Here is a 20,825-nt window from a genome sequence, read left to right on the forward strand (position 1 = left end):
TTCTATACTGGAAGTATTCCCATTCCGATGAGCCAGCCAATTCCCACGATCGGCAGCATATAGTAGAGAATCAGCGGTATAAATGTTTTCTCAGGTTTGGCTCCTGCAAGACCAGAAGCAATGAAAATCGATCCTGATGCCGGCGGGGAAGCGCCTTCTGTCGATGAAAAAGCAAGAATGGCGACAACAGCCACAACTGGATCAACTCCGACTGAGACTAAAGCTGAAAACGAGACAAGTCCAACAGCTGTTAATGTGGCTGTTGAAGATAATGGTCCAGCCACCAGCGTGACAAGAATTCCCACAATGAGTACCATGAGCCATTTCGGAATGGTAAGTACTGATGTGATTTGCGTCAAATCTTCTGCCAATCCTAATTCAGCAAGCACCTGACTTGCCGCAACAGCAAACAGCATCAAGGCACCGATCGTTGTAAATTTAGGAATGGCCGACTTGAAAAACTGAGACCAATCAAGTGCAGACGCCTTTTTTCTCCCGATCGTTAAACTAATCAACATCATGAGAATCGGAATCCACGTAATTAAAGAAATTTGATCCATTGCCTCTGGTCCAATGTTTGGATTACTTTTTAAGTAGTTTGCCAGTGGACCAATTGTGATAATGATAGGAATCAAGGCACCGAAAAAAATAAAGATCGACTTCCACCCTTGTTTCACAGCTTCCCTAAAAGGAAGAATATCATCTGGCGGCATGGCCTGAATTTTATTCTTTTTCACCAGAATATACACCAAAATAAATCGGTATACGACTTGATACAGTCCTCCTATGAGAAGCGCAATATATAAATCTCCCTCAGATACAAGGGCTGCAATTGGTGCAAACCCCAGCATGATAAACATGGAAGAGTTTGGAGGCAGTGCCGCTCCAAGTCCGCCATTCCCTGCTAAAATGGTCGCTGTATGGGTTCGGCTCCAGCCTGATTTAATCATCCAAGATGCCGTGATAGAGCCAGTGGCAGCTGTGTTTGCAGAATTTGAACCTGAAAGAGCACCTAAGACTGCTGAGCCTAACGTACTCATATAAGCCGCTCCACCAGGAAGTTTACCTACAACCGAATTTAAGATTCGCAAGAGTGCATGAATTAATTCCAGCTTTTCAATTAAATAAGCCATGAATACAAATGCGACAGCTGCATAGAGCACCTCATATGTGGATGCAAATTTTAATCCATCCCAGAAAAGTCTTAATGCATCCAATCCGCCAAATAATGTGGTTGCAATAAAGCCCAATAGCATGGCTTCTCCCATATTCCGTTTCACGACGACATTCCATATAATGATGACAGCTATGAATACAATCAACGCAATAAAACCCATATCGTTTTTTCGCCTCCCCTTTGTTAAATAAAACGCTTACAATTTATTACCCCTGCTGCATCACGTCAATGACTTCCTCCCAGCTGGCCGGCTTTTTCCCATTAAACCGTTCAACGAATTGAAAGTCTGCTAATCTCTCTAGCTTCTGTTGCGCTGCCCGAGACATGCTGGCATCAACCTCTGCTTCATCTAACATTTCAATAGAGCCAAGAAGCTCGATCGCTCGTCGTTTTGCATGTAATGCACTCCCTGTCACAAGACGGTTCATGGTCTCTTCAAAACTTTTGCTATCCATTGTATCGCTTAATGAAGAAATCACTTGTTGTTCCACATTATATTTTTTGGAAATTTCCAAAAATTCAATCATAAGACCAACGATCCCCTTCATATAGACACTTCTGATCAGCTTTAAGGCAGAAGCATCTCCTGGCTGGTCACTGATTTTTGTGATATTCATGCCATAAGCATTCATTACTTTCATGAATTGGTCGGTTCCACTGCCGCTTGCCGTGATCGGAACCTTGTGTTTGTTGACTGGAAGAGGCCCTAGCATGGCAGCATCTACAAATAGAGCTTTTTGCTTTTCAATTTCGTTTGCCACTTGTTTTTTGATGTCTGGTGTTGATGCCGATACATCTACATATACTTGATTCTCTTTCAAACTTCCCGATACAGATTGGGCAACTTCTAAAGTTTTATTCGCTGGCACAGCTGCAATGACAATATCAGATTTCTCAATGACTTCACTAATACTGCTGGTTAATTGAACTCCTGTCTGCGATGCTTTTTCTTTCAACGCTCCAGCCAATTTCTCATTTTGTAAAAGTACATCATACGCATAAAATTGATCTAATCCTTCTGTTTTCAATCCCGTTGATAGCTCATATGCTGCTTCTCCATAACCGATAAACCCTATTTTCATCACCGATTCTCCCCTATTCCTGAAATTTTTTCAATTTGCCTGCCAGCCATGCAGGTGCTAAGAGACTAGTGTCTTGCTTTCCTTCGTCCATATATTGTTGAATCGTGTTTAATCTCTGATTTTCATACGCTTGTTTCTCTTCCGCTAGTGTGAGCATGTGTTCCGCCTTCTCCTGTGGAACGATGACGACTCCATCATCGTCAGCAATGACTAAATCACCTGGTGCTACTTTGACACCGCCGCACGAGATGGTTTGATTCAATTCCCCAGGACCATCTTTAAAAGGTCCGTTCGGCATAAACCCCTTACTGTATATTGGAAAAGCCAGCTCCTCTAAAGCGAGTTTGTCGCGAACAAGCCCGTCAATCACGATTCCTTCTATTCCTACAGCCTTTGCTACACCTGCCATCAATTCCCCTAAATATGCATGACCTTTATGGTCTTTTCCATCAACAATCAGTACATCTCCTTCTTTAGCAGAGTAGATCGCATGATGAAGAAATAAATTATCCCCTGGCCGTAAGCTAACGGTAAAAGCAGTCCCTACTATATTCATGCCTCTTGCAACAGGTTTAATTTGATGATCCATCGCTCCGGTGCATCCCATCACGTCTGACAGCAAGGTTGAGTTAAGCTTTCTTGCCCGATCTATTAGATCATTTGACACGAATTGAACAGTACTCATTGTTTCCATCATCCCCTTTAAGTTATATTCATTACATTCAATTTTATTAAAGTAATATATATTACTTTCGTGACACGATCATACCATCTCGATTTTATTTAGTAAAGCGCTTTCAAAAAATTAAATAAAAAAATGAGTCGCCACACGACTAATGTGTTGTGTGATAACTCATTTTCGTTAACATATGATTGATTTGATCTAAACGTGGTTTTGTCCTTTCAGGGTCATTAATGGCTAAGGCACTTAAAATATAATCTACGATAAAGATAGCAGATACGACAGAGTTATGAGAGCCCGCACTTGCTGAGGAACATGGTAATACATATTGTGCATATTTAGTTAGTGGAGAGCTGTAGCTGTCTGTAATTAAAAGCACTTCCACCCCATATGACTTCGCTGCCTCCAGCAAGTCCTTTATACGCTTTGCATAGCGAGGATAGCTGACCGCTATAATGAAATCATCAGATTGAAAATGAACGAGCTCATCCACCCAGTCGCTTTTGTCCGCATCAATATATTGACAGTTCCCCAATAGCCGATTGATTCCAAATGACAGATACTCGCCAACAGGTCTTCCACTTCGGACACTTGTACACAGAACTTGGCGGGAGCTGGCTATTTTTTCAACAATATGCTGAAAGGTTTCTTCCGTGATATTGTCTAAAGCATATTGGATATTTTGAAATTGCAGCTCTACATGGTTATGCAGAAGCTTACTTTTATTTGAATGCTTGAGGTTCGCTTCAAGTCTCGTTTGAGGGGCAGCTTTATGCTTCATGTTTGATTGAAGCTCTTTTTGAAGCTCAGAGAAACCGGAATACCCTACAGCAGCAGAGAATCTCATGATGGTAGCTGTACTCGTCCCTACTTTTGAAGCCAATTTATCTACAGTTAAAAACGCGACCTCCATCGGATTGTGCACGATATAATCTGCAATTCTCCTTTGTGCCTCTGTTAATCCCGCGACCTTATGCTGAAGCTTATGTATTAAATCGTTCATTATAGCACCTGCCCATTCTATCGGCTTTATCTACGATCAAATTTTTTCTTTTCCCCTATATTGTACACATTTGTCATCAAAAAAACAGCCAGCACGAATCTATCGTACTGGCTGCCTTTGTCGAGATCATTATAATGCTTGAGCTGCTGTGATCAGCGCAAGGTTGTAAACGTCTTCGGCATTACAGCCTCTTGAAAGATCGTTTACTGGCTGGTTTAAGCCTTGCAGGATTGGACCTACAGCTTCAAAGTTACCTAAACGCTGTGCAATTTTGTAGCCAATGTTTCCAGCTTCGAGGCTAGGGAAAACAAATACGCTAGCGTCGCCTTTGATGACGGAATCTGGCGCTTTTTTCGCTGCTACTGAAGGAACGAAAGCTGCATCAAATTGGAATTCTCCATCAAGTACAAGCTCAGGTGCCTTTTCTTTTGCAATGCGAACTGCTTCAGATACTTTTTCTGTTTCGTCTGATTTTGCTGAGCCTTTTGTAGAGAAGCTAAGCATTGCCACACGTGGTTCGATATCAAACATTTTTGCTGTGTTTGCACTTTCGATCGCAATTTCAGCTAGATCTTGGCTGTCTGGAGCAATGTTGATTGCACAATCAGCAAACACATACTGCTCTTCGCCGCGAGCCATAATGAAGACGCCAGATGTTTTCTTTACGCCTTCTTTTGTTTTAATGATTTGAAGTGCTGGACGCACTGTGTCAGCAGTTGAATGTGCCGCACCGCTCACAAGTCCGTCTGCAAGACCTTTATACACAAGCATTGTACCGAAGTAGTTTTCATCTAGTAATGCTTTTCTTGCTTGCTCTTCTGTTGCTTTGCCTTTACGTCTTTCGACGAAAGCTTGTACAAGCTCTTCAAAACCTTCATATGTATGAGGATCATACACGTCAACACCAGCAAGTGTAAGACCTAATTCTTTTGCTTTTGCTTCAACATCTTGTTTTTTACCTACCACAATTGGCTGCAATACTTTGCCGTCTGCTAGTTTTTGAACGGCTGTTAGAATGCGTTCGTCCATTCCCTCAGGAAAAACGATCTTTACTCCTTTACCTGCAACCTTTTCCTGAACTGTTGAAAAAATATCTGCCACTACAATACCCTCCTTGATTTTACAAAAAAAGCGTTCTCTTTTAAGCATACTCTTCTTCTACCTAAATTCAAACTACCAACTTATATTATAGCGCTTACAAATTAAATTCTTATTTTTCAAACTAATTTAATCAATTTTGATAAAAGCTGTTTTCTTCGTTCAAGTTTTGATCACATCTCCATTTGGACAAACTATGTTATAGTTGGAACAGATGGAAAACTGTTAATAGGAGTGAAAGAAATGAGCGAACAACATACAACAAATGAAGCAGCTCAAACACTAGATGGCTGGTATGCGCTGCATGATTTTAGAACGATCGACTGGACAGCTTGGAAGCTGCTGACAAGTGATGAGCGCCAAGCCATCATTCATGAGTTCACAGGTCTATTGGAAAAATGGAAAACAGCTGAGCAAGATAAAGCTGGAAGCCAAACAATCTATAGTATTGTCGGCCAAAAAGCAGATATTATGCTCATGATTTTACGTCCGACAATGGAAGAACTAGGTGAAATTGAACTTGAATTCAACAAAACACGACTAGCAGAGTTTACGATTCCAGCTTATTCGTATGTTTCAGTTGTTGAGCTCAGCAACTACTTAGCAGGAGGCGGCGATGGCGGAGATCCTTACGAGAACCCGCATGTACGTGCGCGCCTATATCCAGAGCTTCCTTCTTCTCAATACGTGTGCTTCTATCCAATGGATAAAAGACGTTCTGGCAATGACAACTGGTACATGCTTTCCATGGATGAGCGTAAATCTCTTATGAGAAGCCATGGCTTAATTGGCCGAAGCTATGCTGGAAAAGTAAAACAGATCATTACAGGTTCTGTTGGTTTTGATGATTATGAGTGGGGAGTTACCCTTTTCTCTGATGATGTGCTCCAATTTAAAAAATTGGTTTATGAAATGCGCTTTGATGAAGTCAGTGCACGCTACGGCGAATTCGGTTCCTTCTTTGTTGGAAACCGTTTAGCAAACGAGCAGCTGGCGTCTTATTTCCATGTATGATAAACTCTTAAGGCTTCGGATCTTTCCGAAGCTTTTTTATGTATTTGTTTAGAAAGGTGATCACATCATGAAAAACTTCCCCATCGCTATTTTTGCGTTAACGCTCGGTGCGTTTTCGATTGGCATGACTGAATTTGTCATCATGGGCCTTTTGCCAAATGTCGCAAACGATCTTCATGTATCAATTTCTGCTTCAGGACAGCTGATTACTGGATACGCACTTGGTGTCGCAGTTGGCGGACCTATATTAACGTTATCGACTGGGAAAATGTCGAGAAAACGTCTCCTCATTCTGTTAATGATTCTTTTCGTGGCGGGAAATGCTGCTGCCGCTGTCTCGACCTCTTATGGTCTATTAATGGCCGCCCGTATTTTAACGTCATTTGCTCATGGAACGTTCTTTGGCGTCGGAGCCATTATGGCTGCACGGCTTGTGCCTAAAGAGAAAAGTGCAAGTGCGATCAGCTTCATGTTTACAGGACTGACGGTAGCCAATGTACTCGGTGTGCCGTTCGGTACCTTTATCGGAAATCAATTCGGCTGGCGTATGTCTTTTCTAGTCATTGCCGTCATTGGTCTCATTTCCTTAATCGGTATCATCAGCTTAGTTCCGAATCAATCAAAGGAAGAAGTATTGGATATTCGAAATGAAGTATCCGTCTTGAAAAAACCACAGGTACTCGTTTCCTTTGCGATGACCATCTTTGGTTTTGCTGGTGTTTTTACAGCATTTACGTATATCAGCCCAATCCTGCTGCAAGTCACTGGCTTTCAGGAAAATGGGGTAACGCTCATCCTTGTCCTATTTGGACTTGGGGTCACCATCGGGAATTTAGTTGGCGGAAAGCTTGCTGACTGGAAGCTGATGCCGAGTATTATGGTGACACTGATCCTACTCATTGCTGTCCTGTTATTGTTTACAGTCACTTCCGAATTCAAAGTGCCTGCCGTGCTGACCATTTTTGTTTGGGGAATCATTTCATTTATTCTTGTTCCTACCTTGCAATACCGCACGATGAACATGGCACATGAAGCACCGACACTCGCATCGACGCTCAGCCATTCTGCCTTTAATATTGGGAATGCCGGCGGTGCAGCGCTTGGCGGTCTTGCTATCGACATCACACATTTACAGCTTGTTCCGTTATTTGCTGCAGCTGTGACATTTATTGGCCTTATCATTACGTTTATGAGTTATCAGTCAGATAAACGAATAAAAAGGACCTGACATAGGTCCTTTTTTATTTCATCACGGTCATTTTTGGCTCTTCTATTTGTTTCACACGTTCCTGAATGGGATGAGAAAAAGATTGCTCTGACAAGACAATATGGGAGACGGTTTTTGTAAATCCAGACACTTCTTGAATAAAGGCTTCAATTTCTTCAAGAGAAGAAACAGACAGCTTAATGAAAAAGCAAGACTGCCCTGCCACTCGATAAGCAAAAAAGGCGCGTGGGTGCTCGTTCATAAAAGCCACAAAACGCTGATACTCCCCATTTAACACTGTAACTTCCAGCAGGCAGTCAATCAGAAGCCCTAATTTTTTATAATTGACCTGAACAGAGTACCCTTCGATAATCCCTGCATCCTCTAATTTACGCACTCTTTCTGCTACTGCAGGTGCTGATAAATTCACTCGTTTGGACAATTCCCTCATGGATAAGCGGGCATCTTCTCTCAATTCATTTAAAATATGCACATCTACATCGGTGATTTTCATTCGTACCTCTCCTATCCAAAAATCGTTCCATTTGAAAAGTATTTTATAATAATACTTATGATGCGAAATGTAAAATAAAACTAAATAATGGTAGAATTTATTTTAACGGAATTGAATGAAAAAGCAAGTATGGAGGGATCACTTGATGAAAGAATCTTTAGACAGCCAGGCTTCTAAAACATTTCCCATCACACTTGCCATCGCACTCACACTTGGCGTTTTTGCGGCAGGATCGGAGGAACTGGTGATTTCACCACTGCTGCCTGATTTATCAAACTCCTTTCAGCACTCTCTTGATGTTCTCGCTCTTTCCATCAGCATTTATGGGTTAGCTGTGCTGGTTGGAGCTCCGCTTCTCGTTCCTTTAGGGGACCGGTATTCAAGAGAGCTGTGTTTGATAATTGGGCTGTCTTTCTTTTTGATTGGAACAGTGATGTGTGCTGCTGCCCCAAATTTGGCCGTGTTTTTTACCGGCCGTGCTATTTCTGGGCTGGCGACTGGTGTATTTGTGCCAACAGCCTATGCTCTTGTGGGGGACCGGGTTCCATATGAATATCGCGGCAAAGTGATGGGACTCATTGTCTCGAGCTGGTCTCTTTCTCTTGTCCTTGGTGTGCCCATTGGCGCTTTTATCGGTCAAAGTTTGAACTGGCGCTGGACATTTTGGATTTTCGCCATGATGAGTCTCGTTGTCCTGCTGCTCGTCATCCTTGAATCTCGAAAACAAGTCGCCACAGCTCATCCGAAGGCACCTCAAGCTAGGGAGAAATCAGGCTCTTTATGGGGGGCTTTGAAAATCGACCGTGTCCCTGCCTATTTGACCGTGACATTTTGTAACATGCTTGGATTTTATGGCATGTACTCATTTTTAGGAGCTTACCTGCAAAGTTTGTTTTCCGGAGGGCAATCAACAGCTGGACTTCTGATCATGGCTTATGGCGTTGGTTTTTCCATGAGTATATTTACCGGGAAATTAGCAGATTGGTTTGGCAAAACACGGTCTCTTTTCTTTGTGCTGGGCGGGATTGCGCTCGTTCTTGCCTTACTTCCTTATGCACCGTTCTCATGGACATTGCTCATTTTCGCTTTATTTATTTGGGGTGCCATGCAAAGTTTATCCGTCACGCTTTTGAGCACCGTCCTGAGCGACTGCTCCCAAACCCACCGAGGCAAAGTGATGGCTTTTTACAGCCTTGCTTCCAATCTAGCCGTTATGCTTGGGTCCGCTTTGATGGGACCTGTTTATGTCCATTTCGGCTATCATACGGTAGGACTTGTATGTGCACTCATTACGCTCGTTGGTTTTCTCATCAGCTTCATCAGCTATAAACGTGAAAAAACCTTACAGCAGAAACATAAAAATACCTTTGAAACGTGAGCTCATTTCACTGCACATCTCGATATGTGCAGTTTTTTAGATCAATTTTTAATATCATCATAAAATACATTTTTTATAAATTTTGTTGACAATTACCAATTTTATTTTTTATAATCTAGTAAAAATTTGAAAAAGATTGGATGGTAAACATGATCTTAAAGAATGATGTTTTTCATTTCAAAGAAGAGCCCATCGTTTCACCTAAGATGTTTACAGTCAATACATTAGGCCCTAAGGGGACAAGCAGTGAATATGCAGCAAAACATTTCATCTCTCATTCCACCACTACACTCGGCACTCATACGAAACTATCCCTTTACGACACATTCGAAACTTGCATTGAACATACTCTCTCTAACGCACTCCAATACACTCTCGTTCCACACGCATACGAAGGAATCAAACATTTCTACATGAGACCTGACCTGCAGCTTTTACAAATATTCAGATGTGACACGCCCATGTATGGTTTGGCTGTCAGACCAGATTTCCCCTTTCAAGAACAAATGCTTCACCATTTAAAAATTGTTTCTCATCCTGCACCTGTGAATTTGATTCAATATTTTATTCATCAAAATGCTGAATTTGAGCTTGTCAATTCCACAAGTACAGCCGCACAAAAAGTAAGAGACGGCGAATTTGATTTCGCTTTAACCAATGAGGTGGCTAGAGCTACATACGGCCTCACCTTCATTCGAACATTTAAAAGCATTCCTATGAGCTGGTCTATATTCGGAAAAGGAGAGATGTAACATGACGACTGAACAAAAGGTGCAAGAATTATATTTTCCTCAAGCGAAAAAACGAGAATGGGATAATGGTGTCATCCAATATTCTACTGTCAGAGGCGATACGGAAGTGTTAATTTCATACGTCCCTCCTCACACGATCATCGAACCTCACGAGCATCCAGAAGCGCAAATCGGCATCGTATTAAAAGGCGAGCTTCAAATGACGGTCGGCCAATCGACCCAAGTGCTCACCCCATTAGAATCAGCCTATATTGCACCACCATTCGTTCCTCACGGCGCATCGAATCTGACAGATGAAGAAGTGATCGCCATTGATATTAAGAGATTAAAAGATGGCGAGGAATATACGGCTCCTCCTACTTATTTCTTAGACATTTTCAAAACGCGTGATTTGCTTCCTGGCATGGAAGTGACCTTTTTTGTGGAGGACTGGATGGAGCTTATGATTGCCAACATTCCGGGGAATGGCGGGGAAATGCCTTTTCATAAGCACCGTAATGAACAAATTGGGATTTGCATTAGCGGTGGATACGATATGACGATTGAAGGCTTTACAGAGAAGATGGAATTTGGCACGACCTACTTCTGTGATCCAAAAGAAGATCACGGCGCCATTAATCCAAAGCCAGAAGCATCAAAGTCTATTAATCTCTTCTTCCCTCCACGCTATAACCGCTTAAAGCCAAAAGCGTCTAAGGTGAAGAAATGAACATTGCCGGAAAAGTCGTCCTGATTACAGGAGGTGCGTCTGGGATTGGGCTTGCCGCCGTCAAGCTTTTCCTTGAACACGGAGCAAAAGTAGCTGTGGCTGATATTAATGAAGATAGCGGTAAACAACTCGTTGAATCATTGCCTCATGAACATGCTGCGTTTTTCAAAACAGATATTACAAATGAGGCTGACTGTCAAAAAACCGTTCAATCCGTGCTGAGCCAATTCGGGACAATTGATGTGTTGATTAACAATGCAGGCATCGAAATTGTCTCACCTATTCACGAGATGACACTGGAAGATTGGAACCACATTCTACAGGTCAACCTGACGGGTGTATTTCTCATGAGTAAGCATACATTGCCGCATATGCTTGAGAAGAAAAGCGGAAGTATTATTAATACTGGATCTGTCGGAGGTCTCGTTGGCTGGCCTGACATTCCTGCATACAACGCAACAAAGGGCGGTGTCATCCAGCTCACCAAATCGATGGCGATTGACTATGCCGCTCATCAAATCAAGGTGAATTGTATCGCCCCAGGCATCATTGATACGCCATTAAATGAAAAATCCTTTTTAGACAATCATTCAGAAAGTCTTGAGGTTGTCAAAAAGGAAAAAGCAAAGGTGAATCCCTTGCTTCGTCTCGGAAAACCTGAAGAAATTGCGGGCGTGATGCTGTTTCTCGCCTCTGATCTATCCAGCTATATGACTGGAAGTGTTGTCACAGCAGATGGCGGTTACACCGCTAGATAAAAAGGAGTGCTTTCATTGAGTAAAAAAACCGTACTTGTCATTGCTGACTTAGGAGGATGCCCGCCCCATATGTTTTATGAAAGCGTGGCGGCATCTTATCATATCGTTTCTTACATCCCGAGACCCTTTGCCATTACAAAGGGACACGCTGAACTAATAGAAAAATACTCCATTGCCGTCATCAAAGACCGTGATTATTTTGAGACACACCCTTCTTTTGAGCACCCTGATTCTATTTACTGGGCACATGATGATTATTTGAAATCAGAGGAAGAGGTGGTGGATGACCTAGTCCGTGTGGCTTCCTTTTTCAAAGCTGATGCCATCACCACCAATAATGAATTATTCATTGCACCAATGGCAAAAGCCGCCGAACGGCTGGGGCTGCGCGGCGCTGGGGTAAAAGCAGCTGAAATGGCGCGTGATAAAAGCCAAATGAGAGCTGCATTCAACGCTGCTGGTGTCAAAGCGGTGAAAACTCAGCCTGTCACCACTTTAGCTGATTTCCAGCAAGCTATTGAACATATCGGGACACCGCTTATTTTAAAGCCTACATATTTAGCAAGCTCGATTGGCGTGACCCTTTTTCATGACAGAGCCGGCAGTGATGATCTCTTTTTAAACGTACAGTCCTATTTGCAAACCATTCCCGTCCCAAACGCTGTGACATATGAAGCACCATTTGTCGCTGAAACGTACTTAGAGGGGGCTTACGAGGATTGGTATCAAGAGGGTGGCTATTCTGATTATGTCAGTGTAGAAGGGTTCGTCGTGGAGGGAGAATATATCCCTTTTGTCATACATGACAAGACCCCTCAAATCGGTTTTACAGAAACGGCTCATATTACTCCCTCGATCCTAGACAATGAAGCACAGCAAATCATCATTGAGGCAGTTAAGAAGGCAAATGAAGGGCTGGGACTTGAAAACTGTGCGACCCATACAGAGATCAAGCTCATGAAAAATCGAGAAACAGGACTGATCGAATCCGCAGCTAGATTTGCTGGCTGGAATATGATTCCGAATATCAAAAAAGTGTTTGGTGTGGATATGGCCAAGCTGCTGATCGATGTATTAGTCGATGGAAAAAAAGCGAATCTGCCAAAAGAGCTGCTTTCTGGACATACGCATTATATAGCAGACTGCCATTTATACCCTCAGCATTTCAAAGAAAGCGGACACATACCGGCAGAGGCCACACATATCACCATTGATCATGTCCATATTCCGCAGGATGCTTTAGTTGGAGATACTGTGATCGTCAGTGAATCCGTCCCATCTAAAGGCACCTTTGTGGATCTCTCTTTATTTGAAGCCTTTAATGGCATCGTGTCGCTTGAATTAAAAGGGTCATCCTCACAGGATGTTGCCGCATCCATCCGCAACTTACAGAAGCAAGCTGCCATTCAGTTAATGGATGAATTAGTGAAGGGATAGAAAGAGAGGGTAATGTGGTGAAGATCTTACCATCTAACGTGATTGAACGGCTGCCAGAACAGAAATTTGGAACCGTCTTTGAGAAAATTGCGCATAAAGCACAAAACGGGGCGAACATCATCAACCTTGGGCAGGGAAATCCTGATCTTCCGACTCCTGCACATATCGTAAGCGCGCTTCAAGAGGCAGCAGGCACTTTAGAGTTTCAGCAGTATGCACCTTTTAGAGGCTTCGACTTTTTCAAGCAAGCCATTGCAGATTTCTACAAAAAAGAATTCGAGACTGAGATAGACCCACAGAAAGAAGTGGCCCTTTTCAATGGGGGGAAAACAGGCCTTTATGTCATGAGTCAGTGTCTGCTTGACCCAGGGGACATTGCCCTCGTCCCCGATCCAGGATACCCAGAATATCATTCTGGGATCTTGATGGCAGACGCAAAGCCCTACTGCATCAAACTTGAAACGAAAAATGGCTATTTGCCGAATCTCTCTTCAATTGATCCGGAGGTGCTCAAAAAGGCAAAGGTTCTTTTCTTAAATTATCCGAATAACCCAACAGGTGCTGTGGCAAATGATGCATTTTTTGAAGAGGCTGCTGATTTTGCATCGGCTCACGGACTGCATGTCATTCATGATTTTGCCTATGGTTCATTTCATTATGAGCAAAAACCAGTAAGCTTTCTGAAAGCTCCTCTTGGAAAAAGTGTAGGAGTAGAATTATATTCTCTATCCAAAACATTTAATATGGCAGGATGGAGAGTCGCTTTTGCTGTAGGTAATGAGGACATCATCCAAGCCATTAACGCCTTCCAAGATCATGTGTTTGTCAGTATGTATGGCGGATTTCAACAAGCCGCAACCGTCGCCTTGCAAAGTGATGACCATCACATTCAATCATTAAAAGAGGTCTACCTTGAACGAATTCACTTCTTCATCCGTCAGGCAGAAAAGCAGCTAGGATGGTCCATCGAACGTCCAGCTGGCGCCTTTTATTTATGGGCTCCAATCCCTGATGAGTTTGAACATTCTCATGCATTTGCAGACTATTTACTCGAACATACCGATGTCGTTGTCACGCCCGGGGGGGTGTTTGGAGCACATGGAAAACGTCATGTCCGCATCTCAATGGTTGCTCCAATTGAACAGCTTGCCCTGTTTATCGACCGGCTTCGCATCCTTCCGATTCGCTTTAATCAAAAAACCCGCATCTAGCGGGTTTTTTTGATGCTATATACTTTTCATCGCTCCACCATCGACAGATATTTGTTGTCCTGTAAGATAGGAGGCTTCCTCTGATGCGATAAAAGCGGCCAATGAAGCCATTTCACTCGCTGAGCCCACTCGTTGCATTGGAATTCCTGACGCTACAGCCTGTACAGCTTCTTCCCGCGATAATGCCTGTTTACGCATCATGTTTCCGATAAATTGTTCATACCGATCTGTAGCAATAAAGCCTGGGTTTAAACAATTCACTGTGATCCCTGAAGATGCAAGCTGTGTGGCAGCATTTTTACTAGCATTGATAATCGCTGCATTCATCATACTGTTCGTAAACATTTGGTCACCAGGTTCCTTCCATAGGTTCCCGACAATTTGAATGATCCGGCCATATTCATGTCGTTTCATCATCGCTGCTGCACGCTTCATCGTATCAATGTACGCAATGGCTTTTTGAGAAAATGCTGCCATCATCTGCTCGCTCTCACATGAATCAAAGGTATCTGGCTTTCCCCCCGGAATGTTATTAATCAACACATCCAGTCTGCCAAACTCTTTTTCTATTTCCTCAAAAGCCTCAGCCCGCACCCCTTCATCTGACATGTCGCCACAGAAAAGAGCCACCGGCTCCTTTGTTTCTGCCATACGCCCAATGTCCTGCTGCGCTTCTTCTAGTGAGGATTGATTTCTAGAATTGATGATGATCTTTACATTATCTTGAGCGGCAAGCTTAATGGCGATGGCCTTTCCAATCCCTGTACTTGCTCCTGTTACAAATGCAATTCTTTTAGACAAACTCATCCACATCCCTTTTCTTATCAGCTTCGTATATATACATAAAATGACACATATAGAATGTATTTCAACAAAAAAAGACCTTTCTCCTGCGAAAGGCCCCTCGTTCTCTATTTAAATGTCGTTTCCCAATCAAACCCGATCATTTCGTCATTCCAGGCGATTCGCTTTTCATCTGGGTTTTTCGGGTCATACGATTCTGTTGTGAAATACACAATTTGCAGCGGCGTCTCACCTAATACACGGTAGCCATGCGCGACACCCTTTGGTATGAGAAGCAGCATCGGATTGTCTTCCCCCATATAATACACATCGGTTTGCCCCTTTGTGGAAGAGTCCTCACGCAAATCATATAACACGACCTGTGCATGACCTGCGGGGAAGAACCAAACGTCGTCTTGTTTTTCATGATAATGAAAGGCTTTGATCACGCCTGGAAAGCTTTTCGACCATGACGCCTGACCAAAGCGTTTCAGCATCGGTTCATCATCTCGAATGAGCTCTGCAAAAAAGCCGCGGTCATCACAATGTTTCATGAGTTTTTTCGTTTGAACACCATCAATCATGCTGATGCCATCTCCCTTCTTTCTGCAAGTATTCGTGAAGTGCATCCTTCCAATGCCTCGGCTGCCAGCCTGTGGCTTCAATCGCTTGAAGATCTAAGACAGAATAGGCCGGGCGTGGCGTTTGGAAGCCATACTCTTCCGTGGAAATCGGCTCAATTGTGGCGGACAAGCCGCTTTTCATCACAATTTCTGACGCAAAATCAAACCAGGAACAGCTTTCTCGGTTACTGACATGGTACACGCCTGCCTTCTGATCAAACAAATGAATCAGAGCCTCGGCTACATCCTTTGTATAAGTAGGAGACCCTATCTGATCGTTCACAATGCGTAAATGATCCTTCGTTTCAGCAAGCCGAAGAATGGTATTCACAAAATTACGCCCCTCATGTCCGTAAAGCCACGAGGTACGAATGATTTTCACTTCGTCTGATACAAGCTGAATCAATTCCTCACCAAGCTTTTTACTCTTTCCATAAATGGTTTGAGGATCTGCTTGTGCATCGATTTGGTAAGGGGTGTCCGCCTGCCCGTCAAACACATAATCTGTACTGACATGTAACACATCAGCCCCTGCGCGCTTTGCTTCTAATGCTGTATAGTAGGCGCCAATGCCATTCACAAGATACGCCTTTTCGGTTTCTGTTTCACATTGATCAACAGATGTATAGGCTGCTGCACTGACAACAATATCAGGCTGATAGTGTCTCATCGCATGTCTGACCGCTTGCTGGTCTGCGATATTGAGCATGTTCCTCGTTAAGGCAATGACGGTCATGTCTTTTTCCTTGAGCTGCCTGCTCAATTCTTTCCCTAATTGGCCGCCTGCACCGGTGATTAAAACTTTCATCCGTCACCCTTCTTCGCTCTGATCGTATTTGGCTCGATACCAATTGATCGTTTTTTCGATACCTTCTTCAAATGACGTCTCCTGCGTCCAGCCGAGCTCGCCTTTTAGCTTACTGGCATCAATGGCATACCGTCTGTCATGTCCTTTTCGATCCTGAATAAACGCAATTTGATCATGACTGATTCCGAGCTGCGATAAAATCGTTTTGGTCAAATCGAGATTTGTTTTCTCATTGCCGCCGCCAATATTGTATACCTGCCCCGCTGTGCCATTTTCGAGCACCTGCTTCACAGCTCTCGCATGGTCCTCTACATACAGCCAATCGCGAATTTGCTGGCCGTCTCCATAAATCGGGATGTTCTCTCCATTGACTGCTTTTCTAATAATGGTCGGGATTAATTTTTCCTCATGCTGATACGGTCCGTAATTGTTGCTGCATCGTGTAATCATCGCGGGTAATTGGTGAGTGTGGATATAGGATTTCACAAGCAGATCTGAACTCGCCTTGCTTGCTGAATAAGGATTATTCGGTGAAAGTGGTGTTTGTTCTGTGAAAGCAGGATCATCTGGCTCCAAATCTCCATATACTTCATCTGTTGAAATATGAATGAGCTTTTTCGCCTTTCCTTTTAAGACCGCTTCAAGCATACGATACGTTCCGAGGACATTTGTTTGAATAAAAGGCTCTGCTGATTCAATGCTGCGATCAACATGCGATTCTGCCGCAAAATGAATGATGGCATCATAGACTTCGTCAAATGCTTGATCCAGCTCATGCTGAAGGGTGATATCCCCTTGAATAAAACGAAAATGAGACAACTTTAATAATTCATCCATCTCCTCTGGATGGCTGGCATACGTTAATTTATCAAAAACGGTGAGCCGGACATCTGTATCCTGAAGCAGCAGCTTCACAAAATTCAGTCCGATAAAACCCGCTCCGCCTGTAATTAAATAAGACTTCGTCATTCGGATCCCTCTTTTTTCTTCATCGTTTCAAACATTTTCGCAGATGCTTGGTGGAGAGATTCATGTGTTCCTGCATCAATCCACCACCCTTTTAACATATCATAGGTCAGCTGGCTATTTGAGATATACAGATTGTTCACATCTGTAATCTCTAATTCGCCTCGATCTGACGGTGAGATTCTCTCAATATATTGAAAGACGTCCTGGTCATAAAAATAGATGCCCGTGACGCAGTAAGATGAGCGCGGATACTCCGGCTTTTCCTCTATTGATAAAATTCGTTGGCGCGAGGCATCAATTTCTGCAATGCCAAACCGCTTTGGATCTGCCACTTCTTTCAACAAAACCTTGGCTCCTCTTTCTTGCTGCTGAAAGGCTTCAACAAAAGGGTTTAGTGAATCCTCAAATACATTATCACCAAGCATCAGCACAAACTTCTCCCCTTCTACAAAGGGCTTTGCATAGGATAAACCGTCTGATATCCCAGACGCTTCAGGCTGTACCTGATATACGATGTTCATCCCCAGTTCCTGATCACTTTCAAGCAGCTTTTGAAACAGCGGGATTTGTTCTTCTTGTGATATGACCATCACATCTAAAATGCCTGCTTCCTTCAATTTGAACAATGACCAATAAATCATTGGATATGGACCAACCGGCAATAAATGTTTATTGAAAATCTTCGTTAAAGGCGCCAGTCGTGATCCCTTTCCTCCTGCTAAAATAACTCCCTTCACATCTACACATCCTTATGTTCTTTTTGGTGATAATTCATGAGGTGTATAAGAATGTTTTTCACTCGTTCAGTTCCTTTTCCATCTATGAGTGTCCGTCCATTGAGATGAATGCTTCTGCGGAGAAAATAGCTGCCGGACAGTCTTTCCACAGCACGCCGAATATCTTTTTCATCCACAAGTTCACCTAATCCAAGATGGTGACAGGCTCCCTTTTGCGCAAAACGAGCGGCTGTCACTGCTTGGTGGTCTACTTGTGAAAGGACAATGCTGGGCACTCCGATACAAACTGCCTCGTATAACGTCATCCCGCCAGCCACTATTGCCAGATCGGCTTCCGAGAGACGCGCAAGTAATTGATCTGTATGACGAATGAATTGAATATGCTCAGCCTCTATTTGTTCTTCAATGCGAGAGGCTTTTCCTGTAACCGCTAAAATGTGTAGGTGGTCAGCTTCGAGAAGTGCTGATACAGCCTTTGATAACAATCCGCGCGGGTCACTGCCCCCAAGGCTGATGACCACCTTTTTGCATTCTTTTCGAACCTCATATGTGTCTTTTAATCGGCTTATCTCTTGATCTAACAATAAATAAGGTGTTCCATCAAAATATGCTGTCCCATCTACTTGCATGTGATTTTCGTCCAAACCGCCATAAATGCCGTTCACGACAGCATCGGCAAGCTGACACGCTTCTGCTCTATTTTCTTCGAATAAAACCAGCCTTGCAGAGCCGGTGGATGCTTTGATCAATCGAAGAAATTGGAGATCACAATCAAGTACATCAATCAGCAAAAGATCAGGATTCAGCTCTTTTATGTCCGGTTCCATCTGAAGGAATGCCTTCGACTCCTGCACCAAATGAACGTGCCAATCTGGACCTGAGAGCATTTCTACACAGATCTGTTCATTTGTATAGAAATATAAGTCGTTTCCTTCTTGAAGCAGTTGATTTGCCAGCCGTTTCATTCTGACAACATGCCCCATTCCTCTTAAAAACCCGCCATACACAACAATCATGATTTTCTTGTTCATTCAGCATCCTTCTGTTTCACAAATTGATTCAATCGAACAATATCGGGGTCTTGTTCGCAAATGATGATGAGTTCAGCCGTAGGCACATCAATGGAGCCGCCAGCTTTCTCTAGTAAACGGGTCGCAAACTCATAATCTTCTTCTGTATCAATCGTGAATCGATAAGCAGGATATGCAAGTTCTTTGGGCGGTGTGAATAATTGCAGATGAAATTGCTCAGGATGCTTTCTGATATAGAGCGTGACATGCTCACGCTCTGGCTGCGTAAGGGGAAAATTGTCGATTTTACTTAAAATCTGTGCGTCGATCATTTCCCCGGAAATACCGAGTGGTGTGCCAGTCGTATACGTGTAATCAGCCTTCTCTTGTCTATGTTTTTCAAGCATTTTCGACAAAAGGGCCGGATCTATAAATGGGTTATCTCCTGTTAAACGCACAATGATTTGCGGTTCAAAATGACGGACAATCTGCGCAAATCGCTGCAATACATCTGTCTCACTGCCACGAAATACTTTATATCCCTTGGAGAGACAATAATGAGCTAGCAGATCATCTTCTGCCTCAACTGTTGTGGCGATCATGAGGTTCTGCGTTTTGTGATTGTAATGATCTGATTGCTTTACCCGTTCAACAATCAGGTCGATCAGGGCCATACCGCCGATCGGTTTCATCACCTTTTTTGGCAGCCTTGTTGAGCCCATTCTCGCCTGTATGACAAAGAGCACATCATTAATCATTTGGCGTCTCCTGCGTGAGTACATCTTTCCACGAAACTCCTGTATGGGCTGGGATATCTCTGACAGCCTTTGCGCCAAATAAAATCGCCATATACCGCGGATGCAGACCTTGGCTTTTTTGTCCTGGACGTAACACAGCTAGATTTTCTGCGGTCAATGTCTCGCCCTTCGCAATGCCTTTTGTCGTAAAAATGCCTCGATACGCAAATTCACGAATCTTGCCTTCAATAGCTGTTGTCGTTTTATAAGAACTGCCAAGGAGCTCTTCTGGCACTGAATGAGTGTCAGCTTCTTTTAGATTCCGCTGATTTTCTGCCGCTCGAATATGCTGAACCATTTCCTTCAATTCATCAGGATCAAGAGCAAAGGAATGATCAGCCCCAGGTAACGTTTTATCCACTGTAAAATGCTTTTCAATGATTGCTGCCCCAAGCTTCACAGCGGCCACTGGCGCTTCAGTCGGATGCTCACTATGATCAGAAAAGCCAATGACTGCATCGGGAAATGCCGCAGCTAATGTTTGAAGCACTCGCAGATTCGTGTAAGCTCTAGGTGCTGGATACTTTGCTACGCAATGCATGATAGCGACCTGCTGATTTTGCTCGCTTGTAATCGCCTCATATGCTTCATGGACATCTGAAATGGTTGCCCCGGCTGTTGAGAAAATAATGGGCTTTTGAAAAGATGCCGTGTGACGCATAAGCGGCAAATGATTGATTTCATAGGATGCCAGTTTGAAAGCCGGCGGATCAGTCTGATTCAATAGATCCGCAGATTCTTCGTCACACACTGTGCTTAAAAAAATCAGCCCTTTTTCCGCGCAGCGTGACAATAACACCGGAAGCCATTCTGGCGGCAGCTCCATTTGTTCTACTAAAGAAAAAATGGACACCTCTTCTCCCTTGGCTGTTTCATACAAACCCGGTTCCTTTTGATACATCCGACCAGCTTGAAACATTTGAAACTTCACCGCATCGGCACCTGCTTCTTTTGCCACATCAATTAAAGCAAGTGCCTGATCCAGCTTTCCATCATGGTTAATGCCTGCCTCTGCAATGATAAAGACAGGCGCACCATCCCCCACTTTGCGATCTCCGATATAGAAATGCGCCATC

General features: G+C 43.4%; 22 protein-coding genes. 8 read left to right on the top strand and 14 right to left on the bottom strand.

The features are described 5' to 3' along the window. Positions 1 to 2: 2 nt before the first annotated feature. The 5 genes from QR42_RS17115 to pta all read right to left on the bottom strand — a co-directional run bounded on the left by QR42_RS17115 (position 3) and on the right by pta (position 5,045). Positions 3 to 1,337, bottom strand: coding sequence for a TRAP transporter large permease subunit (locus QR42_RS17115; protein ID WP_039182254.1), 1,335 nt, complete (start codon positions 1,335 to 1,337; stop codon positions 3 to 5). A 46-nt stretch (positions 1,338 to 1,383) separates the two neighbouring features. Further along, positions 1,384 to 2,259, bottom strand: coding sequence for an NAD(P)-dependent oxidoreductase (locus QR42_RS17120; protein ID WP_039182256.1), 876 nt, complete (start codon positions 2,257 to 2,259; stop codon positions 1,384 to 1,386). A 13-nt stretch (positions 2,260 to 2,272) separates the two neighbouring features. After that, positions 2,273 to 2,944: an RraA family protein gene (locus QR42_RS17125; protein ID WP_082700881.1), complete on the bottom strand. Its 672-nt coding sequence runs from the start codon at positions 2,942 to 2,944 to the stop codon at positions 2,273 to 2,275. A gap of 148 nt (positions 2,945 to 3,092) precedes the next feature. Further along, positions 3,093 to 3,944 (bottom strand): MurR/RpiR family transcriptional regulator, encoded by an 852-nt coding sequence (locus QR42_RS17130; protein ID WP_039182261.1) that lies wholly within the window; start codon positions 3,942 to 3,944, stop codon positions 3,093 to 3,095. Between the two features lie 129 nt (positions 3,945 to 4,073). Continuing rightward, positions 4,074 to 5,045 carry a phosphate acetyltransferase gene (pta, locus tag QR42_RS17135; RefSeq protein ID WP_039182264.1) on the bottom strand — a complete coding sequence of 324 codons (972 nt, stop codon included), beginning with the start codon at positions 5,043 to 5,045 and terminating at the stop codon, positions 4,074 to 4,076. Positions 5,046 to 5,285: 240 nt separating this feature from the next. Between pta and hemQ the strand changes: the two genes are divergently transcribed. Beyond that, positions 5,286 to 6,056 (top strand): hydrogen peroxide-dependent heme synthase, encoded by a 771-nt coding sequence (gene hemQ, locus QR42_RS17140; RefSeq protein ID WP_024423793.1) that lies wholly within the window; start codon positions 5,286 to 5,288, stop codon positions 6,054 to 6,056. 67 nt (positions 6,057 to 6,123) lie between these two features. After that, positions 6,124 to 7,284 carry an MFS transporter gene (locus QR42_RS17145; RefSeq protein ID WP_039182267.1) on the top strand — a complete coding sequence of 387 codons (1,161 nt, stop codon included), beginning with the start codon at positions 6,124 to 6,126 and terminating at the stop codon, positions 7,282 to 7,284. A gap of 13 nt (positions 7,285 to 7,297) precedes the next feature. On the opposite strand, the gene QR42_RS17150 is transcribed toward QR42_RS17145, so the two are convergent. Beyond that, complete coding sequence (locus QR42_RS17150) at positions 7,298 to 7,777, bottom strand: Lrp/AsnC family transcriptional regulator (RefSeq protein WP_039182270.1); 480 nt, start codon at positions 7,775 to 7,777, stop codon at positions 7,298 to 7,300. A gap of 145 nt (positions 7,778 to 7,922) precedes the next feature. Here QR42_RS17150 and QR42_RS17155 point away from each other — a divergent pair, with 145 nt between their 5' ends. From QR42_RS17155 to QR42_RS17180, 6 genes are all read left to right on the top strand, one after another. Beyond that, entirely contained in the window at positions 7,923 to 9,155 is a 1,233-nt protein-coding gene (locus QR42_RS17155; protein ID WP_039182272.1) for an MFS transporter, read from the top strand. A 149-nt stretch (positions 9,156 to 9,304) separates the two neighbouring features. Next, on the top strand, positions 9,305 to 9,907 hold the full coding sequence (locus tag QR42_RS17160; RefSeq protein ID WP_024423797.1) for a type 2 periplasmic-binding domain-containing protein: 603 nt from the start codon (positions 9,305 to 9,307) through the stop codon (positions 9,905 to 9,907). Position 9,908: 1 nt separating this feature from the next. Then, positions 9,909 to 10,616: a 3-((4R)-4-hydroxycyclohexa-1,5-dien-1-yl)-2-oxopropanoate isomerase gene (locus tag QR42_RS17165; protein ID WP_039182276.1), complete on the top strand. Its 708-nt coding sequence runs from the start codon at positions 9,909 to 9,911 to the stop codon at positions 10,614 to 10,616. Further along, positions 10,613 to 11,374, top strand: a complete 762-nt coding sequence (locus tag QR42_RS17170) for a glucose 1-dehydrogenase (protein WP_039182279.1) — start codon at positions 10,613 to 10,615, stop codon at positions 11,372 to 11,374. The genes QR42_RS17165 and QR42_RS17170 overlap by 4 nt, the downstream gene beginning before the upstream one ends. 15 nt (positions 11,375 to 11,389) lie before the next feature. Beyond that, the gene (locus tag QR42_RS17175; RefSeq protein WP_039182282.1) at positions 11,390 to 12,811 is read left to right on the top strand and encodes an alanine--anticapsin ligase; all 1,422 of its coding nucleotides are present in this window, start codon (positions 11,390 to 11,392) and stop codon (positions 12,809 to 12,811) included. A 17-nt stretch (positions 12,812 to 12,828) separates the two neighbouring features. Next, positions 12,829 to 14,022 carry a pyridoxal phosphate-dependent aminotransferase gene (locus tag QR42_RS17180; RefSeq protein WP_039183362.1) on the top strand — a complete coding sequence of 398 codons (1,194 nt, stop codon included), beginning with the start codon at positions 12,829 to 12,831 and terminating at the stop codon, positions 14,020 to 14,022. A 15-nt stretch (positions 14,023 to 14,037) separates the two neighbouring features. Here QR42_RS17180 and QR42_RS17185 read toward each other — a convergent pair whose 3' ends face one another. The 8 genes from QR42_RS17185 to QR42_RS17220 all read right to left on the bottom strand — a co-directional run bounded on the left by QR42_RS17185 (position 14,038) and on the right by QR42_RS17220 (position 20,824). Next, a complete protein-coding gene (locus QR42_RS17185; protein WP_326996190.1) occupies positions 14,038 to 14,829 on the bottom strand; it encodes an SDR family oxidoreductase in 792 nt (263 codons plus the stop codon). 104 nt (positions 14,830 to 14,933) lie between these two features. Continuing rightward, positions 14,934 to 15,389 (bottom strand): dTDP-4-dehydrorhamnose 3,5-epimerase family protein, encoded by a 456-nt coding sequence (locus tag QR42_RS17190; protein ID WP_039182286.1) that lies wholly within the window; start codon positions 15,387 to 15,389, stop codon positions 14,934 to 14,936. Beyond that, complete coding sequence (gene rfbD / locus QR42_RS17195; RefSeq protein ID WP_039182289.1) at positions 15,382 to 16,236, bottom strand: dTDP-4-dehydrorhamnose reductase; 855 nt, start codon at positions 16,234 to 16,236, stop codon at positions 15,382 to 15,384. Before rfbD ends, QR42_RS17190 begins: the two co-directional genes overlap by 8 nt. A gap of 3 nt (positions 16,237 to 16,239) precedes the next feature. Then, positions 16,240 to 17,205 (bottom strand): dTDP-glucose 4,6-dehydratase, encoded by a 966-nt coding sequence (gene rfbB / locus QR42_RS17200; RefSeq protein ID WP_039182292.1) that lies wholly within the window; start codon positions 17,203 to 17,205, stop codon positions 16,240 to 16,242. Then, positions 17,202 to 17,942, bottom strand: a complete 741-nt coding sequence (locus tag QR42_RS17205; RefSeq protein ID WP_039182295.1) for a sugar phosphate nucleotidyltransferase — start codon at positions 17,940 to 17,942, stop codon at positions 17,202 to 17,204. Before QR42_RS17205 ends, rfbB begins: the two co-directional genes overlap by 4 nt. 2 nt (positions 17,943 to 17,944) lie before the next feature. Next, positions 17,945 to 18,973 (bottom strand): PseG/SpsG family protein, encoded by a 1,029-nt coding sequence (locus QR42_RS17210; protein WP_039182298.1) that lies wholly within the window; start codon positions 18,971 to 18,973, stop codon positions 17,945 to 17,947. Further along, positions 18,970 to 19,710 carry a cytidylyltransferase domain-containing protein gene (locus tag QR42_RS17215; protein ID WP_039182300.1) on the bottom strand — a complete coding sequence of 247 codons (741 nt, stop codon included), beginning with the start codon at positions 19,708 to 19,710 and terminating at the stop codon, positions 18,970 to 18,972. Before QR42_RS17215 ends, QR42_RS17210 begins: the two co-directional genes overlap by 4 nt. Then, positions 19,703 to 20,824: an N-acetylneuraminate synthase family protein gene (locus tag QR42_RS17220; RefSeq protein WP_039182302.1), complete on the bottom strand. Its 1,122-nt coding sequence runs from the start codon at positions 20,822 to 20,824 to the stop codon at positions 19,703 to 19,705. Before QR42_RS17220 ends, QR42_RS17215 begins: the two co-directional genes overlap by 8 nt. Position 20,825: the final 1 nt, after the last annotated feature.

Source organism: Bacillus sp. WP8 (assembly GCF_000800825.1).
In the GTDB taxonomy this organism is placed as follows: domain Bacteria; phylum Bacillota; class Bacilli; order Bacillales; family Bacillaceae; genus Bacillus; species Bacillus safensis.